This window comes from Micromonospora sp. NPDC051924, assembly GCF_055586005.1.
Genome location: NZ_JBVJJA010000022.1, coordinates 1 through 18,432 on the forward strand (window position 1 = coordinate 1; position 18,432 = coordinate 18,432).

Here is an 18,432-nt window from a genome sequence, read left to right on the forward strand (position 1 = left end):
CCCCCCCCCCCCCCCCCCCCCCCCCCCCCCCCCCCCCCCCCCCCCCCCCCCCCCCCCCCCCCCCCCCCCCCCCCCCCCCCCCCCCCCCCCCCGCTCCGGTGTAACGAGAATTTCTCCGAACGCGCTGCGCCCGTCACCCGGTGCGCGGGCGCGTGACCGGTCATAGGCTCGCCCGTACATCGAGGCCCGGCAGTGCACGGCCACCCCGCGTCGGGTCGCCGGACGCGATCGAGGGGGCGTGTCCGACGCCGGCCGTCGCCGAGGCCCGAGCCCACTCTGACCACGGAGGACCCTTTGCGTCGTTCCGCTCTACTCGCCTCCCTGGCCACCGCGACGGTCGCGGCGGTCCTGGCCGGCGCCACCCCGGCCTCGGCGATCAACACCTACCACGCCCAGCCCGCTCCCGAGCGCACCGAGGTCGGCGCCATGCTGGCCCTCTGGGACCGGGACGGAGACGGTGTCTCGGAGACCATCGACTGGTACTGCTCCGGCACGATGGTCGACCGGAACACGTTTCTCACCGCCGCGCACTGCACCACCGACTGGTCGTCCGGCGTGCGCTTCTACGTCTCGCTCGACCAGGACGTGCAGGGCGCGCTCGACAAGGCCAAGGCCAAGGGTCTGAGCCCGGCCGAGATCGCCGCCGAGGTGGGGGTCGAGGGCACCGAGCACACCAGCCCCGACTACCCCGGCAACTCCGCCGACGCGCACGACATCGCGGTCATCGAGTTCACCGACGCCCAGGCGGACGCGCTCGCGAAGCGGTGGCCGTTCACCCCGGCGACGCTGCCCACCGCCGGCCTCTTCGACACGCTCGGCTCCCGCCAGCTCGACGCGACGACCTGGCAGGTCATGGGGTACGGCACGGAGGAGGCGTTGAACGGCCCCGGCGGCCAGACCCACCCGGGCGGCGGCGTCCGGATGAAGGCCGAACTGGGCTTCGACGCGCTGAACAAGACCTGGCTGCGGCTGGCCATGAACGAGAGCCGTGGCTACGGCGGCGCCTGCTACGGCGACTCCGGCGGCCCGAACTTCGCCACCGTCGACGGCAAGCTGGTCCTCGCCGGCACCACCATCACCGGCGACACCCCCTGCTACGCCACCAACGTGGCGTACCGGGTGGACACCCCGAGCGCCCGAGGCTTCCTGGGCGAGTTCGTCGACCTGCCCTGACCGGGCTGAACGACCGGCGGCCGGCGGGTGCACCCCGCCGGCCGCCCCCGTCCCCGGTCGCCCCTCAGCCGGGGAGCTGCTCGGCCCGGGTGACCACCTGGTCGATCAGGCCGTACTCGCGGGCCTGCTCGGCGGTGAACCAGCGGTCCCGGTCCCAGTCGCGCTGGATCTCGTCCAGCGTGCGCCCGCTGTGCCCGGCGATCAGCTCCTGCATCGTGCGCTTCACGTGCAGCATGTTCTCCGCCTGGATGGTGATGTCGGCGGCCGTGCCGCCCATCCCGCCGGACGGCTGGTGCATCATGATCCGCGAGTGGGGGAGTGCGAACCGCTTCCCGGCCGCCCCGGCGCAGAGCAGGAACTGCCCCATCGAGCCGGCCAGCCCGAGCGCCAGCGTCCCGACGTCGTTCTTGACGTACCGCATGGTGTCGTAGACGGCCATGCCCGCGGTGACCGAGCCGCCCGGCGAGTTGATGTAGAGGAAGATGTCCCGCTCCGGATCCTCGGCGGCCAGCAGCAGGATCTGCGCGCAGATCTGGTTGGCCGACGCGTCGGTGACCTCGGTGCCGAGGAAGATGATCCGCTCCTTGAGCAGCCGTTCGAAGACCCGGTCGCCGAACGACGGCTGCCCCTCGTCGAGCATCCAGATGCCGTACCCCATGACCTGACCACCCTCCGTGCCGCCGGCGGGCGAAGGGGCCGCCCGGGAACCGGCCGCCTCCAGCCTCCGGCGGGCGGTGGCCGGAGGCCCAGCGATTCTGCCGGCGGCAGATCCGCCCTGGGCAGAAGTGGCCGGGCGGTGGCGGAGGGTCAGCCGGCCGGCGTCACCACCCGTACCACCGCCGCCTGGAACTCCTCGCCGGCCGCCCAGATCGACTCGTACGCCTGGATGAGCAGTTGGGCCAGCGCCGGGTGCTCGATCAGCAGCGAGGTGCTCGACGCGTCGTCCGCCCGCGGGTCCCGCATCGACATGAGCACCCGCGCGCCGTCGGCGATGCAGAGTCGCATCGGCACCTCGGCGACCAGCCGGGCCCGCTCGCCGGCGTCCACGAAGCCGCGGGTGTGCGCCACCAGGGCCAGGTCGTCGAGCATCGCGTGCTCGTAGACGCAGCGGACGTCCCCGCCCTCGCGGGCCAGCCGCTGGGCCGCCTCCATCCCGGCCGGGTTCTCCACCACCAGGTAGGGCATCTTGGCCAGGGTGAGCAGCTGGTGCCGGGCGCTCGACTGGAGCTCGGCGAACCGTTCGCCGAGCTGTTCCCGGTCCCGGATGACCTCGACGTAGTCCAGCGGGTCGTCCTCGGACCGCCCGCGCGTCCACAGCGGAGCGAGCTGGTCGATCAGCTCGGTGCCGGCCCGCTCGCGTTGCTCGTACGCGCTGCGATGGACCTCCATCATCCGGCTGACCGCCGCCTGCGGGTCGACGGCCGCGTAGCGCGCCACCGGGCCGGGGCGCACCCGGACCAGCCCGCGCTCGTTCAGCGAGTTGAGCACGTCGTAGATCCGCTGCCGGGGCACACCGGAGGCGCGCGCCAGCTCCGCCGCGGTGTACCGATCGCGGACCACCAGGGCCAGGTAGGCGCGGGCGGCGTACTGGGTGAGGCCCAAACCGATGAGGGCGTCGATGAGGGGCGTTACGCCGGTCATGGCACACACCGTAGCTGCCGGGACACCGGCGCGGGGAGATCGATCACGGCCGGCGGCGGCGGGCGCCCCTCCGCCGCGGCCGGTGACCGCCGTCAGACGCGCGCGGTCCGTCGCCGCGCCACCCGCCGGCCGGTACGCGGCCGCTGGCGTGCCGGCGGCGGGGACGGGAACAGCCAGATCCGGGTGCCGGGCATGGTCGGCGTGGCGTACCCGATCCCGGCGCTGAGCGGCCCACCGGCCGGCAGCCCGAGGCCGGTGAGCGTGCCGCGGGTGCCCAGCAGCGGCGTGCCGCCGAGCCGGGGCCGACGCAGCACGTGTGGCTGGGGCCGGCCCGGGCGGGACCCGACGCGCAGGCGCACCTCGTCCCGGCGGGCCGGGGCCCGCTCCAGCCGGACCAGACCCGAGCCCGACGTCACCGGCGCCCGCCGCTCGGCCCGGCGCAGCTCGTCGCGGGCCTCCTCGAGCAGGTCGGAGAGGTAGATGCCGAGGGCCCGGCAGATCGCCGCCAGCACCTCGGAGGAGGCCTCCTTGCGGCCGCGCTCCACCTCGGAGAGGTACGGCAGCGAGACCCCGGCCGCCAGGGCCACCTCCCGCAGCGTGCGGCCCTGCCGCAGCCGCACCCGGCGCAGCACCCCGCCGATCACCCGTCGCAGCAACGACATGCGGGCCTCCTCGCGGTCGTGGTCCCGGGACCTCCCCATCATGCCCCGTCCGGGTACCGGACACCGGCCCGGTCGCCACCCGGGAGGCCGGGCGGCCGCGTACCCGTTATCTTGTGCACGTGCAGGCGACGGCGGCGGAGCAGGACCGACGGTGATCCATTTTCCCGCGCAACGGCGGGGGCCGCTGAGCGCGCTGAGTCTGCGCCTGCTCGCCGCCCTGGCCCTGGTGCTCGCCGTGGTGACCGTGGTCTGGATCGACCGCGACGGCTACCGCGACGTCAACGAGGACGGCCTCACCCTCCTCGACTGCTTCTACTACGCGGTGGTCTCGCTCTCCACCACCGGGTACGGCGACATCACCCCGGCCGCCCCGTCGGCGCGCCTGGTCAACGTCCTGTTCGTCACCCCCGCCCGGGTGATCTTCCTGATCATCCTGGTCGGCACCACCCTGGAAGTCCTGACCGAGCAGTACCGGACCGGCCGTCGCCTGTCGCGGTGGAGGAGAATCGTGAAGGACCACGTCATCATCTGCGGCTACGGCACCAAGGGCCGCAGCGCCGTCTCCGCGCTGCTGGAGAATGGCCTGGACAAGTCCCGGATCGTGGTGGTGGAGCGGAGCGGCGCCGCGTTGCGGCAGGCCACCTCGGCCGGACTCGTCGCGATCGAGGGCTCGGCGACCCGCTCGTCGGTGCTGGAGGAGGCGCACGTCCGGACGGCCAAGGCGGTGATCATCGCGACCGACAGCGACGACGCCTCGGTGCTGGTGGCCCTGACCGTCCGGCAGTTGACCGCCGGTCAGGTGCGGATCATCGCCGCCGTGCGCGAGGCGGAGAACGCCCCGCTGCTCAAGCAGAGCGGGGCGCACCACGTCATCGTCTCCTCGGCCACCGCCGGGCGGCTGCTCGGTCTCTCCACCACCGCGCCGCCGCTGATCGACGTGGTCGAGGACCTGCTCACCCCGGGGCAGGGCATGGCGCTGGCCATGCGTTCGGCCGAGCGCGACGAGGTGGGCAGGTCGCCGCGCGAGCTGGACTCGCTGGTCATCGCGCTGGTCCGGCGGGGCAAGGTGGTCACCCTGAACGACAAGGCCGGTGCGGTGATCGAGACCGGCGACATGCTGGTCCACGTCCGCGACGACCGGCCGACGCCCACCGTCCTGCCCTGACCGGTCCGTTGTCGACCCACCATGGCCGTTCGCAGGGTCATGAGCTGCGAATCGGGCATCGAAGTTTCCGCCGGTCGGATCTTTAATTCTTTCTCAAGCCTTGCTACGGTCAGGCCGCTTGGAATTGCCAACGGACGCGGCGCCCGATCTGTCGCCGGCGCCTCCTGATTGGCTCGGACACGGGGGATCCACTGTCACGCGAGGTCACGACCTCGAATCTCGTCGTCAGCTCCTGCGGCGCCCCGTCACATCGGCAATTTCGAGTGCCTCGATAACCGAACGACGGGAAAACTAGTGGCTGAAGAGGCAAACATCGCACGAGCCCGACGGCGGCGGGTGGCCGGAATCCTGGCTGCCGGTCTCGCCCTCGGTGGTGCGGCGGCTGTCGCGCCGGGCACGGCCGGTCAGGCCGCCGCGGCCGGCGGAACGTACGACGCGTCGAGCGTCCAGGCCGACCGGTCGACCAAGCTGCCGCACTTCCGGGCGGGTAACTTCACCCCGCCCACCGCTGGCCTGAAGGGCCCGCTGTTCCAGTCGACGACCACCGGGGCGACCCCGAAGATCGTCGGGGGCACGACCGTCAGCGCCTCGCAGTACCCGTGGATCGTCGGCGTCGTCACCTACCTGGACAACAACGCCGGCATCGGCTGGTGCACGGGTACCGTCGTCGCGCCCAACAAGATCCTGACGGCGGCGCACTGCACCGCGGACGGCGCCGGTACGACCCGGGTCATCGCCGGGCACGACCAGCTCCTCGACGCGTACGGCAACATCGTGCCCAACGTCGGGTACGTCGCCGAGGTCGGTTCCACCTGGACCCACCAGGGCTGGAACATCGCCGCGCAGTACGCCGGCACCGCCACCACGATCCTCGACGACGTCTCCGTCCTGACGCTGAAGACGAACCTGCCTTCGGCCTACACGCCGGTCAGCCTGGCCGCGCAGGGCGACACGGCGGCGTACGCGGTCGGCGACACGGCGGACATCGTCGGGTACGGCGTGACCGACTCGAACACTGACCCGGGGGACACCCGGCTGCGCAAGGCGTCGGTTCCGGTCCAGTCCGACGCCTACTGCTCCAGCGACGCCAACGCTGCCGGCATCGGGTACGACAACAACCGGATGCTCTGCGCCGGTAACGGCACGCCCACCACGCCGTCCGCCGACACCTGCGGCGGCGACTCCGGTGGTCCGCTGCTGGTGAACGGCAAGCAGGTCGGCATCACCGACTGGGGCTACGGCAACTGCGGTGAGCACCCGGGCTACTACGAAGAGGTCAACTACTACTCCAACGCGATCAAGGCGGACTTCACCCGTCCGCCGCTGGTCAACGCCGACTGGACCGGCGACGGCCACACCGACCTGATGTCCCGTGACGCCAGCGGCAACCTGTGGATGCACGTGGGCAGCGGGTTCGAGAACGACGGGTACGGCGGCTTCTGGGACTCCCGGATCATCAACAAGGGTTGGGGCAGCTTCAAGCGCGTCTTCCGGGTCTACAACTGGAACGGCGACAAGAAGCCGTCGATCATGGCGGTCAACACCCTCGGCGAGCTGTACATCTACAACACCGACGGCAAGGGCAACTTCGTCGGCGGTGCGAAGAAGATCGGCACCGGCTGGGGCAACTTCACCGCCCTGATGGTGACCAACAACTGGCTGGGCAACAACCTGCCGAGCCTGATGGTCCGCAAGTCCAACGGTGAGCTCTGGCGCTACACCAGCAACGGTGCGGGCGGCTGGCTCAACCCGGCGGGCACCCGGATCGGCACCGGCTGGAACGGGTTCAACCTGTTCCTGACCCCGGGCGCCTGGAAGGGTGACGGCAAGGAGGTCCTGATCGGCCGTACCTCCACCGGCTACCTGCGGATGTACCAGACCGACCTCAAGGGCGGCTGGACCAACCCGGCCGGCACCCAGATCGGCAGCGGCTGGGGCGGCTTCAAGAACATCGTGACGCCGGGCGACTGGAACGGCGACAACATGATGGACATGCTCGGCGTCGACAGCAGCTACCGACTGCGGATGTACACCACGGACGGTAAGGGCAACTGGATCAACGCCAGCGGCAAGGTCATCTCCACCGGCTGGAACTACTTCAACCTGGTCTTCTGATCGGGCTGACGTACCACGGCTGAACGGGAAGGGCCCGCGACCTCACGGTCGCGGGCCCTTTCCGTTGTCGCTGGTCGAGCTACATGATCGTCCAGGTGTCGCCGCTGGCGAGCAGGCCGGCGAGTTGCTGCTCCGGGCTTTCCTCGGCCTTCGCCTTGGCGGTGGTGACCTGTTCCTGCACGACGGCGTCGTAGGCGGGTCGGTCGACGGAGCGGAACACGCCGATGGGGGTGTTGCGCAGGTCGAGTCCGGGCAGCCGGGACAGGGCGAAGGCGTAGGCCGGATCGGTCACGGTCGCGTCGTGCACCACGATGTCGTCGGCTGGGGTGGCCGCCGTCTCGCGCACTTCGAGGCCGAACCCGCCGGGTGGGTGGACGACGCAGAACTGGCCGTCCTTGCCGAACGTGATCGGCTGCCCGTGCTCCAGCCGGATCAGGTAGTCATCCCGCGTGGCCGGTTCCTTGAGCTGGTCGAAGGCGCCGTCGTTGAAGATGTTGCAGTTCTGGTAGATCTCCACGAACGCCGACCCCTGATGCTGCGCGGCGGCCCGCAGCACCGACTGGAGGTGCTTGCGGTCGGAGTCGATGGTGCGGCCGACGAAGGTCGCCTCCGCGCCGAGCGCCAGCGACAGCGGGTTGAACGGGGCGTCCGCCGAGCCCACCGGGGTCGACTTGGTGATCTTGCCGACCTCGGAGGTGGGGGAGTACTGGCCCTTGGTCAGGCCGTAGATCCGGTTGTTGAACAGCAGGATCTTCAGGTTGACGTTGCGGCGCAGCGCGTGGATCAGGTGGTTGCCGCCGATGGAGAGCGCGTCACCGTCACCGGTGACCACCCAGACCGACAGGTCTGGCCGGGACACCGACAGGCCGGTGGCGATCGCCGGGGCGCGGCCGTGGATCGAGTGCATCCCGTAGGTGTTCATGTAGTACGGGAAGCGCGACGAGCAGCCGATCCCGGAGACGAAGACGATGTTCTCCCGGGGGATGTTCAGCTCCGGCATGAACTGCTGGACTGCGGCCAGGATCGCGTAGTCACCGCAGCCGGGGCACCAGCGCACTTCCTGATCGGACTTGAAGTCCTTCGCGGTGAGCTTGAGGGCGACGGGCTCAGACATTCTTCACGACCTCTTCCAGCATGGTCTCCAGCTCGGCGGCGGTGAACGGTAGGCCGCGGACCTGGTTGTAGCCGATCGCGTCGACCAGGAACCGGGCGCGGATCACGTGGGCGAGCTGGCCGAGGTTCATCTCCGGGATCACCACCCGGTCGTAGGCACGCAGCACCTCACCGAGGTTGGCGGGCATCGGCGCCAGGTGCCGCAGGTGCGCCTGGGCGATGGGGAGCCCGCGCTGCCGCAGGCCGCGGCACGCCGCGCCGATCGGCCCGTACGTCGAGCCCCAGCCGAGCACCAGCACCCGGGCGTCGCCGTCCGGGTCCTCCACCTCGACGTCCGGCACCGGGATCGTCTCGATCCGGGCCGCCCGGGTCCGCACCATGAAGTCGTGGTTGGCCGGGTCGTACGAGATGTCACCGGTCTTGTCGGCCTTCTCCAGGCCGCCGATCCGGTGCTCCAGCCCGGGTGTGCCGGGGATGGCCCACGGCCGGGCCAGGGTCTCCGGGTCGCGCAGGTACGGCAGGAAGGTCGTGCCGTCCTCCCCGTTGGGCTGCGTGGCGAACTCGACCCGCAGGTCGGGCAGCGACTCCACGTCGGGGAGCAGCCAGGGTTCGGAGCCGTTGGCGACGTAGTTGTCCGACAGCAGGATCACCGGCGTCCGGTAGGTCAGCGCGATCCGGGCGGCCTCGATGGCCGCGTGGAAGCAGTCTGCGGGCGACTTCGGCGCGATCACCGCCACCGGGGCCTCGCCGTGCCGGCCGTACAGCGCCATGTTGAGGTCGGCCTGCTCGGTCTTGGTCGGCATGCCGGTGGACGGCCCGGCCCGCTGCACGTCGACGATGACCAGGGGCAGCTCCAGGGCCACCGCCAGCGAAATCGTCTCGCTCTTCAACGCGACACCCGGGCCGCTGGTGGTGGTGACGCCGAGCGAGCCGCCGTACGAGGCGCCCAGCGCCGCGCCGACCGCGGCGATCTCGTCCTCGGCCTGCATCGTCACCACACCGAACCGCTTGTGCTTGCTCAGCTCGTGCAGGATGTCCGAGGCCGGGGTGATCGGGTACGCCCCGAGGAAAACCGGCAGCCCGGAGCGGACGCCGGCGGCCACCAGGCCGAGCGAGAGCGCCGCGTTGCCGGTGATGTTCCGGTACGTGCCCGGCACCATCTTTGCCGGCTTGACCTCGTACCGGATCGAGAAGTCCTCGGTGGTCTCGCCGAAGTTCCAGCCGGCCCGGAAGGCGGCGATGTTCGCCGCGACCAGCTCGGGTCGGGCGGCGAACTTACGCTCCAGGAAGCGCAGCGTCGACTCGTACGGCCGGGAGTACATCCAGCTGAGCAGACCGAGGGCGAACATGTTCTTGGCCCGCTCGGCGTCCTTCTTGGACACGTCCTGCTCGGCCAGAGCGCCGACCGTCATCGAGGTCAGCGCCACCGGGTGCACGACGTAGCCGGCGAGCGAGTCGTCGTCCAGCGGACTGACCGTGTAGCCCACCTTGGCCAGGTTCCGCTTGGTGAACTCGTCGGTGTTGACGATGATGTCCGCACCGCGCGGCAGATCCGTCAGGTTCGCCTTGAGCGCCGCCGGGTTCATCGCCACCAGCACGTTCGGCGCATCACCCGGGGTCAGGATGTCGTAGTCGGCGAAATGCACCTGGAACGACGACACCCCCGGCAGCGTCCCCGCAGGCGCCCGAATCTCCGCCGGGAAATTCGGCAACGTCGAAATATCATTCCCCAACTGCGCCGTCTCCGACGTGAACCGATCACCCGTGAGCTGCATCCCATCACCGGAATCACCAGCGAATCGGATCACCACCCGGTCGAGTTGACGGATCTGCTTGCTCACGCCCGCACCTCGCTTCGCTCAGCGCCGTCGCAGGGGCGGCTGAACAGTGTGGTGACCCCGCCTTGCCCCGCCACGTGCCCTCCTTGACGCGCTGCTGCCGCCGGCCGTCCCCACCTGGGGCGGCCCGCTCCATTTCTCACGTCAGAGCCTACGTCGGGCCGTTAGGGCCACCTTGGTGGAGGTCCGACGTATGGGACCTGATCGGGCCGGTGTATGCCCGGCTTTGCGGGGTTTAGTACCGCGACCCGTAATCCAGATCACCGGACGGCAGGCCCGGGCCTGCGCGGGTCACTCCCCGCCGTTCGAATCGGTCATCCGGCGGCGCAGTGAGGTGGTCGCCAGGGCCAGGGCGAGCACCACCAGCAGCCCGGAGACCACGATCAGGATGATCGCCGTCTGCTGCGTGGAGTTGACCCCGTTTCCGGCGGTCCGTTGCTCGGCGGCGGCCAGGACGCCCTGGGAGCCGGTCGGGGCGGGCGTGCCGGCCGGCGGGGTCAGCGCCGCCGCGGCGGTGATCCGGAAGCTCATCTGTACCTGCCGGTCGCGTCCGCTGCGCGGGTCCAGCCGGCCGACCACCGCACCCGCCAGCGGGGCCTGCCGCTGGGCCTCCGGGGTGGCGATCACCGGCAGGCGTAGGTCGGTGGTGCGTCCGGCCGGCAGGGTGCCGAGGTCGCAGCGGGTGCGGTCCGGGGCGACCACGGTGCAGCCGGCCGGCGGGTCGGTGGCGGTCACCCCGTCGGGGAGGACCACGTCGACCCGTCCGGCGGCGTCGACCTTGCCGGTGTTGCCGAGGCTTACGGTCAGCGCGCTCGGTGCGCCGCTGATGTCGAAGACCACCTCGTCGGCGCGGAGCGAGATGCCGGGCACCGGTGGGCCGGGCGGGAAGAGGACGGCGAACCCCTCGTCGTCGGTGGCCGTTCCGGCGATGCCCGGTGCGGTGGCGGTCACCCGGACCGATCCGCTCAGCGGCATGGACTTCCAGGCCGTACCGGTCACCCGGATCCGGATCGTGCTGCTGAACCGGGCCCCTGGCGGGGCGGTCCACTCACCGCAGCGGTAGCCGCCGCCCCCAGAGGAGAGGCAGCCCGGGGTGCCGGCGTCGGTCAGACCGGCCGGCAGCGTGTAGCCGAGACGGATCCGCTCGGGGGCGCTGCCGGTGTTCGTCACGGTCACCCGCAACGTGGTCACCGTGCTGTCGGCGTTCCAGTAGGCGGAGGTGAGCGAGACGTCCTCGGTGGTGACCCGTACCCCGAGCTGACCGCCGGCCGGTCGGCCCGGCTCGGCCGGGGGAACCACCGGCGGTGGGGGCGGCGCGCTCGTGGTGGTCGGTGCGGTGGTGGTCGGCACGGGGTTGCCCGGGGCGGTGGTCGTCGGCGCCGGCTCGGTGGTCGGCGGTGGCGGCGGAGTGGTCTCCGGGGGCGCGCTCTCGGTCGGCGGCGCGGTGGTCGGCTCCGTCGCGGTCGGATCCACCGTGGGGGTGGCGTCGGTCGGATCGGTGGCCGGGTCGGTCGCGGGGTCGGTGGCCGCTCGGACCACGCCGGTCACCGTCGGTGAGGCCGTGGCCCACCCGGGCGCGACCGCGACCGCCGCCACGATGCCGGCCGCCAACGCGGGCGCGAACAGCGCGGCAGTACGTCGTAGCGCGACCCGGCGAGCGGGGCGTACGCGGGGGCGGGCCATCTGTCCTCCGTGACGCTCAGCGAGGTTCCATTATTTGGTAACGGTTGCCTTCGGGCACTAGTCCCACAAGGAAACAAATCCGTAACGTGTTCGGGACGCCCCGACTGCCGGGACGGTAGGCTCCCGACCGTGACCGGTTACCTCGGCTCGTACGCCACGCTCGGTCTCCTGCTGCTCGCCGCCGTTCTCTTCTTCGTTACTGCGTTCTCGGCCAATCGGGTGTTACGTCCTGCCCGTCCGGCCGATCCCTGGGGCAAGCGATCCACGTATGAGTGCGGTCTCGACCCGGTGGGCGGCGACTGGGCGCAGATGCAGATCCGCTACTACGTCTACGCGTACCTGTATGTGCTCTTCGCGGTCGAGGCGGTCTTCCTCTTCCCCTGGGCGCTGGTCTTCGACCGGCCCGGGTTCGGCGTGACCACCGTCGTCGAGATGGCGGTCTTCGTCGCCGTGGTGGCGCTCGGCATCCTCTACGCCTGGCGCAAGAACATCCTCCGCTGGACCTGACCCGGCCTGAGTGCCCGGCGGGCTCGTCAGGCCAGGCCGCGGCGGCTCAGCGTCGGCGGCCGGTCGCCCCGGATCGAGGCCACCATGTCGAGCACCCGGCGGGTCTCGCGTACCTGATGGGCGCGGAACACCCGGGCGCCGAGCCAGGCCGACACGGCGGTGGCCGCGAGGGTCCCCTCCAGCCGCTCCGGCACCGGCAGGTCCAGCGTCTCGCCGATGAAGTCCTTGTTCGACAGGGCGACCAGCAGCGGCCATCCGGTGTCGGTGAGTTCCGCCAGCCGCCGGGTGATCTCCAGCGAGTGGCGGGTGTTCTTGCCGAAGTCGTGCGCCGGGTCGATCAGGATTCCGTCCGGGCGTACGCCGAGGGTGACCGCGCGGTCGGCGAGCCCGGTCACCGTCGCGGCCACGTCGGCCACCACGTCGTCGAAGGCCGCCCGGTGCGGCCGGGTACGCGGGGTGAGCCCGCCAGCGTGCGAGCAGACCAGCCCGGCGCCGGTCTCGGCGGCGACCCGGGCCAGCGCCGGATCCGCCCCCGACCAGGTGTCGTTCAGCAGGTCGGCCCCGGCCGCCACCGCCTCCACCGCCACCTCGGCCCGCCAGGTGTCGATCGAGATGACCACGTCGGGGAAGGCGTCCCGGACCGCGGTGATGGTGTCCACCGTCCGGCGGATCTCCTCGGCCACGTCGACCTCGTCGCCCGGCCCGGCCTTCACCCCGCCGATGTCGATGATCTCCGCGCCTTCGGCGACCGCCCGCTCCACCGCGCGCAGCGCGTTGTCCTGGGCGAAGGTGGCGCCCCGGTCGAAGAACGAGTCGGGCGTGCGGTTGACGATCGCCATCACCACCAGCTCACCGGGGGAGAAGGTCCGCCCACCGAGCCGCAGCTCCGCCGCCATGCCCCGCCTCCTGATCTCCGGTCCCACGCCGGCCCGCCCCCGACGCTATCCGGTCCCGCCCTGAGCGGCCCGGGCGGTACGCCCGGTTTCGATTCATGATCGGAGCGGTGGAGGGCTCGCCCCGCGCCGTCCCGCATGCCACGATCTCCCCATGGGTGAGGTTCTGCTCCTCTTGGTCGTGGCGCTGACCGTCGCGGCGGTGGTGTTCGGGGTGACGGTGCTGGTCTCCGGGCGCGATCCGGGTCTGGTGCCGGTCGAGCCGGACGGGCGGGCCGTGCCCCTGCCGGGCGGCCGCCCGCTGGACGAGGCGGACGTCGCCGAGGTGCGCTTCGACACCGCCCTGCGCGGCTACCGGATGGCCCAGGTCGACCAGGCCATGCGCCGGGCGGCGTACGACATCGGCTACAAGGCCGAGCTGATCGGCGTGCTGGAGGCCGAGGTCGCCGCGCTCCGCGAGGGCCGGACCGAGGAGGCCGACGCGCTGCGCCGGGCCCGGGCGGAGGCCGCCGCGACGAGCCCGGCCACCACGACCGAGGACGCCACCCCGGCCGGCGGGCTGACCGCCGAGGCCGGGCTGGCCGAGGCACCCGCCGCCGCCGCGGTCGAGGACGAGACGGCACCGATCACGGGCGCCGCCGCCGGTCCCACGGTTGCCATCTCCGCGCCGGCGGCGCCCGCTGTGCCCGCCGACGCGACCGCCGAGGCCGAGCCGTCCCTGCGTCCGTCGACCGACCCGACTGCCGCCACCGCCGATCCGGCCACGCCGACAGGTGACGGATCCACCGACACCCCCGCCGACCACGAGGTCGAGGGTGCGGGGACGCGAGGTGCGGTGGTCCGGTCGGAGTCGGCGTGACCGCGCCGGGCGAGGCCGACGACTTCGCCGAGGCGGCCCAGCCCGGTGCCGGCGAGGTCACCGCGACGGTGGTGGTCAACGCCCCGGCCGAACGGGTCTTCGCGGCGCTGACCGCCTGGGAGCGGCAGTCCGACTGGATCCCGTTCACCACCGTCAAGGTGGTCGAGGGGGACGGCGGCGAGGGGAGCCTGGTCGAGGCGGTCACCGCGCTCGGACCGGCCGCGTTGCGGGACGAGATGCGGGTGGTGCGGGTGGACGCGCCGTACGAGGTCGGCGTGGTGCACTGCGGCAAGCTGCTGCGCGGCCCGGGCGTGCTGCGCTGCACCCCGATGGACCGGGACCGGACCCAGGTGGTCTGGCACGAGTGGTTCCACCTGCCCGGTGGGACCGCCGGCCGGGTGGCCTGGCCGGTGCTCTGGCCCGGCTCCAAGTTCAGCCTGACCCAGGCGCTGAAGAAGTTCGCCCGGCTGGTGGAGCAGGGCCGGCTGCCCTGAGCCCCGGTCGCTACGGGTTGTCGGTGGGCTGGCCTACCGTGTACGCCGTGACTGACCTGGTGACCGGCGCCGACGGGCTGCCCCGCTGCGCCTGGGGGGCGAGCACCCCGGACTATGCCGTCTACCACGACGAGGAATGGGGCCGGCCGCTGCGCGGCGACGACGCGCTCTACGAGCGGCTGACGCTGGAGGCGTTCCAGTCCGGGCTGTCCTGGCTGACCATCCTGCGCAAGCGGCCCGCGTTCCGGCTCGCCTTCGACGAGTTCCGGATCGAGAAGGTCGCCGGCTACGGGGAGGCCGACGTCGCCCGGCTGCTGGCCGACACCGGCATCGTGCGCAACCGGGCCAAGGTCGAGGCCGCCATCGCCAACGCCCGGGCCGCCCTGGAGCTGCCCGACGGCCTCTCCGCGCTGCTCTGGTCGTACGCGCCGCCGCCCCGGGCCGCCCGGCCCGAGGCGTTCGCGGAGGTGCCGGCGCTCACCCCGGAGTCCACCGCGCTGGCCAAGGCGCTCAAGAAGCAGGGCTTCCGGTTCGTCGGCCCGACCACCGCCTACGCGCTGATGCAGGCCACCGGCATGGTGGACGACCATCTCGCCGGCTGCCACGTGACCCGGGGTCCGGCCGGGGCGTGACCCGTCCGGCGGACGGCGTCGGCACCGCGGCCGCCCCGGCGTGGTGGGATGGCACCATGACCGACACCGAGCTGCGGACGAGCGGGACGATCGACGCCACCACGCCCGGCGCCTGGGCGGTGCTGCTGCCCGCCGAGCGGTACGAGGCCGAGCGGCTGGTCCACCACGACACGCTGGAGCTGACCGGGCTGGACGGCGCCGCCCGCCCCCGGCCCGGTGACCCGGTCGCGGTGCTGGTCGACGAGCCCCTGCGGCTGGTGGCGCTCGGCCGGGTGGCCCTGGCCACCGCCGAGACCCGCGAGGACCCGGACGACCCGCAGTCCGAGGCGGCCCCGGGGGCGCTCGTGGTGACGTACACCCGGCGGGTGCTCGACGAGCCGGTGCCGGTCGCCGGGCTGGCCCTCGCCGGGCCGCTGACCGGGCTCGACCCGGCCGCCTGGCAGGGGCTGGCCGACCGGCTCGGCCCGCCGCCGGCCCGCCGGTCCTGGCTGGTCAGCCTCGACCTGCCGATCGAGGCGGCCTCGCCGGCCGAGGCGGTCCGGCTGTTCTGGTCGTACGTGCAGGAGTTGGGCCCGCGGCAGCTGCCGGCGTTCGTCTCGCCCTCCGGCGACGAACTGGCCATGCAGGCGTTCGTGCTCGGCGTGGAGGCCAACCAGGATCCGGAAGAGGACGACTGACCCGTCGCGCCCCGGTTACCGTGCCGGGAGGGGCCGGTGCCGGCCGGCCGCGCGCGAGGGGGTCGGATGCGCTTCCAGGACAAGGTCGTGTTCATCACCGGCGGGGCGTCCGGGCTGGGTGAGGGGGCGGCCCGCCGGTTCGCGGCCGAGGGCGCGAAGGTGGTGGTCGCCGACATCAACGCCGAGGGCGCCGAGCGGGTGGCCGCGAGCCTCCCCGACGGGTACGCGGTGACCGTGGACACCGGCGAGGCGACCTCGGTGGAGCAGGCCGTCGCCGACGCGATGCAGCGGTACGGCCGGATCGACGTCATCTTCAACAACGCCGGCATCGACGGCCGGCAGCAGCCGCTGCACGAGATGGACGTGGAGAACTGGGAGAAGGTTCGCCGGATCAACGGGGACGGGGTCTTCTTCGTGCTCCGCTACGGCATCCAGGCGCTGCTGCACGGCGGCGGGGGCGCGGTCGTCAACACCTCGTCCACCACCGGACTGGCCGCCCAGGAGAACATCTCCCCGTACACCTTCACCAAGGCCGGGATCGTCGGCCTGACCCGGTCGGCGGCGATCGAGTACGCGGCGCGCGGTGTCCGGGTCAACGCGGTGGCCCCGACCGTGGTGATGACCCCGCTGGTGGAGCACTTCATCGACAGCGCGCCGGACCCGGCGCAGATGCGTCGGCAGATGGAGTCGTTCAACCCGAAGCCCGGCATCCCGACCCCGGACGACGTGGCCGGCGTGGTGCTCTTCCTCGCCTCCGACGACGCCGCCTGGATCACCGGCCACACCATCCCAGTTGACGGCGGCTACACCGCCCGCTGACCGCCCCTCCCGCGAGGTCGAGCGGCCTGATTCACGGAAAGAGTGGCTATCCGGCGCGGAATGGCCACTCTTTCCGTGAATCTGCGCGGATCTTGAAAGGGGTCAGCGGCCCTCGAAGGTCGGCTTCTGCTTGTTGACGAAGGCCATCGTCGCCGCCCGGTGGTCGGTGGTGGCGCCGCAGATCGACTGGGCCTGCGCCTCGGCGGCCAGGGCGTCGGCCAGGGTGCCGGCGTCGGCGATGGAGAGCTGGCGCTTGATCGCCCCGTACGCCACGGTCGGGCCGGCGGCGAGCCGGGCGGCCAGCTCCTGCGCGGTCGGCAGCACCTGCTCGTCGTCGTCCACCAGCCTGGTGAGCAGGCCCAGCCGGCAGGCCTCCTCGGCGCCCACCGGCTCGGCGAGCATCAGCAGCTCGACGGCCTTGGCGTGACCGACCAGCCGGGGCAGCGTCCAGGAGGCGCCGGTGTCGGCCGCGAGCCCGACCCCCGCGAAGGCCATCAGGAACCGGGTCTTCGGCCCGCCGATCCGGAAGTCGGCGAGGAACGCCAGCGAGGCGCCCGCGCCGGCGGCCATCCCCCGGACCGCGGCGACCACCGGCTTGGGCAGGTTGGCCAGCCGGGCGGCGATCGGGTTGTAGTGCGCCCGCACGGTCGCGAGCGGGTCGGCGTCGGCGGATTCGAGGGTCTGCACGTGCTCCCGCAGGTCCTGCCCGGCACTGAACGAGCCACCCGCGCCGGCCAGCACGACCGCCCGGCAGGACCGGTCGGCCTCCAGCTCGGCCAGGGTGTCCCGGAGCGCCTCCTTGAGCGCCACGTCGAGCGAGTTCATCGCCGTCGGGCGGTTCAGCGTCAGGGTGACGACGGCGTCGGTGCGGTCGACGAGCAGCGGCTCGGTCACGTTTCTAACGACCCTTCTGTCGGGCGAGGCGGTTGCTGGCGTCGAGGCACTGCTCGACGTACCGGTCGGCGGCCGGCCGGAGCCGGGCCGCGTGCCGGTCGAAGAAACTGGCCGCGCTGGTGCCCGGCCAGCGCTCGGGGAGCAGCGCCGGGGGCAGCTGCGGGTCCCGGAAGAGGAAGGTACGCCACGCGTGCACCAGCGCGAACCGGGCCGCGTACGCCTCCTCGTCGCTGCTGCGCACCGTCACTCCGGACAGGAGCGGCTTCTGCTCGGCGACGAACCGCTCGTACGCCCGGCCGATCTCGGTCAGGTCCCAGGCGCGGCGGACCACGCCCATCGCGCCCGGTGTGCCGGCGGCGTGCGCGGCGGTGAACCGCTCGTAGCGCACGCCCGCCTCGGCGAGCAGCACGTCCACGTCCTCACCCGGGCGGGTCGCCACCCAGGTGCAGTCGTCGAGCGTGCCGTAGCCGAGGAAGGTCAGGTTGGCGGCGAGCCGCTGCCGGTCGCGGCGGGAGGCGGGGGCCTCCAGCACCAGGAGGTCGAACCGGCCGTCCCAGCTGTGCCGGCCGGTGCGGTAGATCCGGGCGGCCGCCTCGTCCAGTCGGCGGGCCGCCTTCGGCGTGATCGAATAGCCGGGTCCGGAGACGAGCCGGAGGGGATCCAGCCAACCCTGGCGGACCATCCGGGAGACCGCGGTGCGTACCGCCGGAGGGGCGATCCCGAGCGGCGCCAACAGCTTGACCAGGGCGGCGACCGGTGCGCGTCCACCCCTCGCCCGGAGGTGGTCGCCGTACAGGTCGAAGAGTGCCGACCGTGCCTGCATGACCGCACATTGTGACAGGCCTATCCAAGATAAGCTAGATGCTGTTACATCAATGCTGCTTCGGTTTGGGTCCGGCGGTGTTCATCAGGGAAAATCATGGGTCGAGGCCCCCGTGGTGGTTGCGGGTGGTCATGGCGAAGTGGCTGTGGGGCAACCCACCGACCCTGGTGTAGGTCTGAGGGGAGACAACATGGCGGCGATGAAGCCGCGGACGGGCGACGGTCCGCTGGAGGTCACCAAGGAGGGCCGGGGCATCGTCATGCGGGTCCCGCTGGAGGGTGGTGGCCGGCTCGTCGTCGAGATGACTCCCGACGAGGCCACCGCGCTGGGTGACGCGCTGAAGGCGGCCGCCGGCTGATCGAGGAACGGTCCGCACGACGGGTGTCGTGCGGACGGTTCGTCCTTCCCTGAGCCACCGGCTCCGCCGGTGGCTCAGGGTCTTCG

Annotated in this window: 19 protein-coding genes; 10 read left to right on the forward strand and 9 right to left on the reverse strand. The window is 72.2% G+C overall.

Annotated features, from left to right (window positions below; genetic code table 11):
* Window positions 1-294 precede the first annotated feature (294 nt).
* Window positions 295-1,173 (forward strand): trypsin-like serine protease, encoded by an 879-nt coding sequence (locus ACZ6S5_RS18555; RefSeq protein WP_466001919.1) that lies wholly within the window; start codon window positions 295-297, stop codon window positions 1,171-1,173.
* Window positions 1,174-1,237: 64 nt separating this feature from the next.
* On the opposite strand, the gene ACZ6S5_RS18560 is transcribed toward ACZ6S5_RS18555, so the two are convergent.
* From ACZ6S5_RS18560 to ACZ6S5_RS18570, 3 genes are all read right to left on the reverse strand, one after another.
* Window positions 1,238-1,831 carry an ATP-dependent Clp protease proteolytic subunit gene (locus ACZ6S5_RS18560; RefSeq protein ID WP_466001921.1) on the reverse strand — a complete coding sequence of 198 codons (594 nt, stop codon included), beginning with the start codon at window positions 1,829-1,831 and terminating at the stop codon, window positions 1,238-1,240.
* Between the two features lie 149 nt (window positions 1,832-1,980).
* Complete coding sequence (locus tag ACZ6S5_RS18565; protein WP_466001923.1) at window positions 1,981-2,814, reverse strand: TrmB family transcriptional regulator; 834 nt, start codon at window positions 2,812-2,814, stop codon at window positions 1,981-1,983.
* Between the two features lie 92 nt (window positions 2,815-2,906).
* Window positions 2,907-3,476, reverse strand: a complete 570-nt coding sequence (locus ACZ6S5_RS18570) for a helix-turn-helix domain-containing protein (RefSeq protein WP_466001925.1) — start codon at window positions 3,474-3,476, stop codon at window positions 2,907-2,909.
* 151 nt (window positions 3,477-3,627) lie between these two features.
* Here ACZ6S5_RS18570 and ACZ6S5_RS18575 point away from each other — a divergent pair, with 151 nt between their 5' ends.
* Together ACZ6S5_RS18575 and ACZ6S5_RS18580 are read left to right on the forward strand one after the other, a co-directional pair.
* Window positions 3,628-4,641, forward strand: coding sequence for a potassium channel family protein (locus ACZ6S5_RS18575; RefSeq protein WP_466001927.1), 1,014 nt, complete (start codon window positions 3,628-3,630; stop codon window positions 4,639-4,641).
* Between the two features lie 336 nt (window positions 4,642-4,977).
* On the forward strand, window positions 4,978-6,756 hold the full coding sequence (locus tag ACZ6S5_RS18580; protein ID WP_466001928.1) for a trypsin-like serine protease: 1,779 nt from the start codon (window positions 4,978-4,980) through the stop codon (window positions 6,754-6,756).
* A gap of 79 nt (window positions 6,757-6,835) precedes the next feature.
* Here ACZ6S5_RS18580 and ACZ6S5_RS18585 read toward each other — a convergent pair whose 3' ends face one another.
* The 3 genes from ACZ6S5_RS18585 to ACZ6S5_RS18595 all read right to left on the reverse strand — a co-directional run bounded on the left by ACZ6S5_RS18585 (window position 6,836) and on the right by ACZ6S5_RS18595 (window position 11,390).
* Window positions 6,836-7,870: a 2-oxoacid:ferredoxin oxidoreductase subunit beta gene (locus ACZ6S5_RS18585; RefSeq protein ID WP_466001929.1), complete on the reverse strand. Its 1,035-nt coding sequence runs from the start codon at window positions 7,868-7,870 to the stop codon at window positions 6,836-6,838.
* Window positions 7,863-9,710: a 2-oxoacid:acceptor oxidoreductase subunit alpha gene (locus ACZ6S5_RS18590; protein ID WP_466001930.1), complete on the reverse strand. Its 1,848-nt coding sequence runs from the start codon at window positions 9,708-9,710 to the stop codon at window positions 7,863-7,865. The genes ACZ6S5_RS18585 and ACZ6S5_RS18590 overlap by 8 nt, the downstream gene beginning before the upstream one ends.
* Before the next feature lie 288 nt (window positions 9,711-9,998).
* Window positions 9,999-11,390, reverse strand: coding sequence for a hypothetical protein (locus ACZ6S5_RS18595; protein ID WP_466001932.1), 1,392 nt, complete (start codon window positions 11,388-11,390; stop codon window positions 9,999-10,001).
* 129 nt (window positions 11,391-11,519) lie between these two features.
* Between ACZ6S5_RS18595 and ndhC the strand changes: the two genes are divergently transcribed.
* Window positions 11,520-11,897 (forward strand): NADH-quinone oxidoreductase subunit A, encoded by a 378-nt coding sequence (gene ndhC / locus ACZ6S5_RS18600; protein ID WP_466001934.1) that lies wholly within the window; start codon window positions 11,520-11,522, stop codon window positions 11,895-11,897.
* Between the two features lie 26 nt (window positions 11,898-11,923).
* Here the strand turns inward: ndhC and folP are convergent, their stop codons facing one another.
* On the reverse strand, window positions 11,924-12,793 hold the full coding sequence (folP, locus tag ACZ6S5_RS18605) for a dihydropteroate synthase (protein ID WP_466001936.1): 870 nt from the start codon (window positions 12,791-12,793) through the stop codon (window positions 11,924-11,926).
* Between the two features lie 151 nt (window positions 12,794-12,944).
* On the opposite strand from folP, the gene ACZ6S5_RS18610 reads away from it, so the two are divergent.
* The 5 genes from ACZ6S5_RS18610 to ACZ6S5_RS18630 all read left to right on the forward strand — a co-directional run bounded on the left by ACZ6S5_RS18610 (window position 12,945) and on the right by ACZ6S5_RS18630 (window position 16,271).
* Entirely contained in the window at window positions 12,945-13,649 is a 705-nt protein-coding gene (locus ACZ6S5_RS18610) for a DivIVA domain-containing protein (RefSeq protein WP_466001938.1), read from the forward strand.
* Window positions 13,646-14,143 (forward strand): SRPBCC family protein, encoded by a 498-nt coding sequence (locus tag ACZ6S5_RS18615; RefSeq protein WP_466001940.1) that lies wholly within the window; start codon window positions 13,646-13,648, stop codon window positions 14,141-14,143. The genes ACZ6S5_RS18610 and ACZ6S5_RS18615 overlap by 4 nt, the downstream gene beginning before the upstream one ends.
* Window positions 14,144-14,190: 47 nt before the next feature.
* Window positions 14,191-14,775 (forward strand): DNA-3-methyladenine glycosylase I, encoded by a 585-nt coding sequence (locus ACZ6S5_RS18620; RefSeq protein ID WP_466001942.1) that lies wholly within the window; start codon window positions 14,191-14,193, stop codon window positions 14,773-14,775.
* 56 nt (window positions 14,776-14,831) lie between these two features.
* The gene (locus ACZ6S5_RS18625) at window positions 14,832-15,452 is read left to right on the forward strand and encodes a hypothetical protein (protein WP_466001944.1); all 621 of its coding nucleotides are present in this window, start codon (window positions 14,832-14,834) and stop codon (window positions 15,450-15,452) included.
* 66 nt (window positions 15,453-15,518) lie between these two features.
* The gene (locus ACZ6S5_RS18630) at window positions 15,519-16,271 is read left to right on the forward strand and encodes an SDR family NAD(P)-dependent oxidoreductase (protein ID WP_466001946.1); all 753 of its coding nucleotides are present in this window, start codon (window positions 15,519-15,521) and stop codon (window positions 16,269-16,271) included.
* Window positions 16,272-16,373: 102 nt separating this feature from the next.
* On the opposite strand, the gene ACZ6S5_RS18635 is transcribed toward ACZ6S5_RS18630, so the two are convergent.
* Both ACZ6S5_RS18635 and ACZ6S5_RS18640 read right to left on the reverse strand, forming a co-directional pair.
* Window positions 16,374-17,165, reverse strand: coding sequence for an enoyl-CoA hydratase/isomerase family protein (locus ACZ6S5_RS18635; RefSeq protein WP_466001948.1), 792 nt, complete (start codon window positions 17,163-17,165; stop codon window positions 16,374-16,376).
* Window positions 17,166-17,169: 4 nt separating this feature from the next.
* On the reverse strand, window positions 17,170-17,988 hold the full coding sequence (locus ACZ6S5_RS18640; RefSeq protein WP_466001950.1) for a PaaX family transcriptional regulator: 819 nt from the start codon (window positions 17,986-17,988) through the stop codon (window positions 17,170-17,172).
* A gap of 190 nt (window positions 17,989-18,178) precedes the next feature.
* Here ACZ6S5_RS18640 and ACZ6S5_RS18645 point away from each other — a divergent pair, with 190 nt between their 5' ends.
* Entirely contained in the window at window positions 18,179-18,346 is a 168-nt protein-coding gene (locus tag ACZ6S5_RS18645; RefSeq protein ID WP_013283866.1) for a DUF3117 domain-containing protein, read from the forward strand.
* The last annotated feature ends 86 nt before the right edge of the window (window positions 18,347-18,432 follow it).

Excerpts from the sequence above, each read along its gene's own strand:
- ACZ6S5_RS18640 (WP_466001950.1), bottom strand. The coding sequence starts at position 17,988 with ATGCAGGCACGGTCGGCACTCTTCGACCTGTACGGCGACCACCTCCGG.
- ACZ6S5_RS18630 (WP_466001946.1), top strand. The coding sequence starts at position 15,519 with ATGCGCTTCCAGGACAAGGTCGTGTTCATCACCGGCGGGGCGTCCGGG.
- ACZ6S5_RS18645 (WP_013283866.1), top strand. The coding sequence starts at position 18,179 with ATGGCGGCGATGAAGCCGCGGACGGGCGACGGTCCGCTGGAGGTCACC.
- ACZ6S5_RS18610 (WP_466001938.1), top strand. The coding sequence starts at position 12,945 with ATGGGTGAGGTTCTGCTCCTCTTGGTCGTGGCGCTGACCGTCGCGGCG.
- ACZ6S5_RS18595 (WP_466001932.1), bottom strand. The coding sequence starts at position 11,390 with ATGGCCCGCCCCCGCGTACGCCCCGCTCGCCGGGTCGCGCTACGACGT.
- ACZ6S5_RS18585 (WP_466001929.1), bottom strand. The coding sequence starts at position 7,870 with ATGTCTGAGCCCGTCGCCCTCAAGCTCACCGCGAAGGACTTCAAGTCC.
- ACZ6S5_RS18565 (WP_466001923.1), bottom strand. The coding sequence starts at position 2,814 with ATGACCGGCGTAACGCCCCTCATCGACGCCCTCATCGGTTTGGGCCTC.
- ACZ6S5_RS18560 (WP_466001921.1), bottom strand. The coding sequence starts at position 1,831 with ATGGGGTACGGCATCTGGATGCTCGACGAGGGGCAGCCGTCGTTCGGC.
- folP (WP_466001936.1), bottom strand. The coding sequence starts at position 12,793 with ATGGCGGCGGAGCTGCGGCTCGGTGGGCGGACCTTCTCCCCCGGTGAG.
- ACZ6S5_RS18625 (WP_466001944.1), top strand. The coding sequence starts at position 14,832 with ATGACCGACACCGAGCTGCGGACGAGCGGGACGATCGACGCCACCACG.
- ACZ6S5_RS18570 (WP_466001925.1), bottom strand. The coding sequence starts at position 3,476 with ATGTCGTTGCTGCGACGGGTGATCGGCGGGGTGCTGCGCCGGGTGCGG.